Origin of the sequence: Kocuria sp. PD6, assembly GCF_031844145.1 — a bacterium.
Classification (GTDB): Bacteria; Actinomycetota; Actinomycetes; order Actinomycetales; family Micrococcaceae; genus Kocuria; species Kocuria marina.
Map to the genome: position 1 here is coordinate 1 of NZ_JAUZUS010000030.1, position 2,755 is coordinate 2,755.

The 2,755-nt window shown below is 62.7% G+C and carries 1 protein-coding gene; it reads left to right on the forward strand.

Translation table 11 applies throughout. The annotated features are described in order from the left end of the window. The first annotated feature begins 15 nt into the window (after positions 1 to 15). Positions 16 to 2,727, forward strand: coding sequence for a pyruvate dehydrogenase (acetyl-transferring), homodimeric type (gene aceE / locus Q9R22_RS13210; RefSeq protein WP_311254299.1), 2,712 nt, complete (start codon positions 16 to 18; stop codon positions 2,725 to 2,727). The last annotated feature ends 28 nt before the right edge of the window (positions 2,728 to 2,755 follow it).

Genomic DNA, 2,755 nt, shown 5'->3' on the forward strand with positions numbered 1-2,755 from the left:
AGCAATCACCACATTTTGAGTGGGTTGACGAATAATCTTCAGGACGCTGATGTTCAGGAGACGCAGGAGTGGATCGAGTCGTTTGACGCGTTGATCCAGGCGCGGGGTACCGCGCGGGCGCAGTACGTGATGCGGGCGTTGTTGCAGCACGCGGGCACGCATTCGGTGGGTGTGCCGATGGTGACGACGTCGGATTATGTGAACACGATCCCGGTGGATCAAGAACCCGAGTTCCCCGGTGATGAGGAGATCGAGCGCCGCTACCGGGCTTTCCTGCGCTGGAACGCGGCGGTGATGGTCCACCGCGCTCAACGCCCGGAAGTCTCCGTTGGCGGGCATATCTCCTCTTACGCGGGGGTGGCGACGTTGTATGAGGTGGGGTTGAACCACTTCTTCCGCGGACCTGACCATCCCGGGGGCGGGGATCAGGTGTTCTTCCAGGGTCATTCCTCCCCCGGTAACTACGCCCGCGCCTACCTCGAGGGCCGGCTCACGGAGGAGCAGTTGGATGGGTTCCGGCAGGAGAAGACCCACGCCCCCAACGGGTTGCCCTCGTACCCGCATCCGCGGTGTTTACCGGATTTCTGGCAGTTCCCCACCGTGTCGATGGGGATCGGGCCGATGAACGCGATCTACCAGGCGCAGTTCAACCGGTACCTGCATAACCGCGGTATCAAGGACACCTCCGACCAGCACGTGTGGGCGTTTTTGGGGGACGGGGAGATGGATGAACCCGAATCCCGTGGTGTGCTGCAGTTAGCGGCGAATGAGAAGTTGGACAACCTCACTTTCGTGATCAACTGCAACCTGCAACGCTTGGATGGTCCGGTACGCGGGAACGGGAAGATCATCCAGGAGCTGGAAGCGTTCTTCCGCGGTGCGGGGTGGAATGTGATCAAGGTCGTGTGGGGCCGGGAATGGGACGCCTTACTGGAGGCGGATCACACCGGGGAGCTGGTGCGGATCATGAACGAGACCCTGGATGGGGACTACCAGACCTTCAAAGCCGAATCCGGTGGGTTCGTCCGTGACCACTTCTTCGCCCGCTCCGCAGCCACCAAAGAACTGGTGGCCGATTACACGGATGAGCAGATCTGGAACCTCAAGCGCGGCGCCCATGACTACCGCAAGGTGTACGCGGCGTACAAGGCGGCGGTGGAACACACCGGCCAGCCCACGGTGATCCTGGCCCAAGGCGTCAAGGGCTACGGGTTGGGTCCGCACTTCGAGGCCCGTAACGCCACCCACCAGATGAAAAAACTCACCCTCGAAGACCTCAAGGCCTTCCGGGATCATTTACGGATCCCGATCAGTGATGAGCAACTGGACTCGGATCTCTACAACGCCCCCTACTACCACCCCGGACCCGACTCCCCCGAAATCAAGTATTTGTTGGAGCGCCGTCAGGAGTTGGGGGGGTTCCTCCCGGATCGCCCCCACACCCAGCAGGCGATCACCTTGCCCTCGGACAAAGCCTTCGCTTCGGGGAAGAAGGGTTCGGGCAAACAACTGGCGGCCACGACCATGGCGTTCGTGCGGATCCTCAAAGACCTGATGCGGGAGAAGGACTTCGGGCACCGCATCGTACCCATCGTCCCGGACGAGGCCAGGACGTTTGGGATGGACTCGTTCTTCCCGACCGCGAAGATCTATAACCCCAACGGGCAGAACTACCTCTCCGTGGACCGCGAACTGATGCTCGCGTACAAGGAATCCGCCCAGGGTGTGATCCTGCACCCGGGGATCAACGAGGCCGGGGCCACCGCTGCGTTCACCGCCGCGGGCACCTCCTACGCCACCCACGGTGAAACCATGATCCCGGTGTACATCTTCTACTCCATGTTCGGGTTCCAACGCACCGGGGATGAGTTCTGGGCAGCAGCCGATCAGATGGCCCGCGGGTTCGTGATCGGCGCCACCGCCGGGCGTACCACACTCACCGGTGAGGGCCTGCAACACGCTGACGGGCACTCCCCGATCCTGGCTTCGACCAACCCCGCGGTGATCCACTACGACCCCGCCTACGGGTACGAGATCGCCCACATCGTCAAACGCGGGATCGAACACATGTACGGGCACGCGGATGAGGATCACAACGTGATGTACTACCTCACCGTCTACAACGAACCCATCCACCAACCCGCCGAACCCGAAGACGTCGATGTGGACGGGATCCTCAACGGCATCTACCTGCTCAAACCCGCCACCAACGAAGGCCCGCGCGCCCAGTTGCTGGCCTCCGGGGTCGGGGTGCCCTGGGCGTTAGAAGCCCAACGGATCCTCGCCGAGGAATGGTCGGTCTCCGCCGACGTGTGGTCGGTGACGTCGTGGACGAACCTACGTAGGGATGCTCACGCCGCCGAACATGAGGCGTTCCTCAACCCCGGTGAAGGAACACGCACCCCCTACATCACCCAAGCACTAGCAGGGGCAACGGGACCGGTGATCGCCACCAGTGATTACACCTCGGCCCTACCGGACTCCGTGCGTCAGTACGTACCCAACGACTGGGCCTCGTTGGGCGCTGACGGATTCGGGTTCGCTGACACCCGCGCCGGAGCACGCCGGTACTTCACCATCGATGCGCACTCAATGGTCGTACGCACCCTGGAAATGCTGGCCAAACGCGGAGAGATCGACTGGTCCGCCCCCGCAGAAGCCATCACCCGCTACGACCTCACCAACCCCGCCGCCGGCACCAGCGGTAACACCGGAGGCGACGCCTAACCCACCAACCCACCACCACGACGCCCCC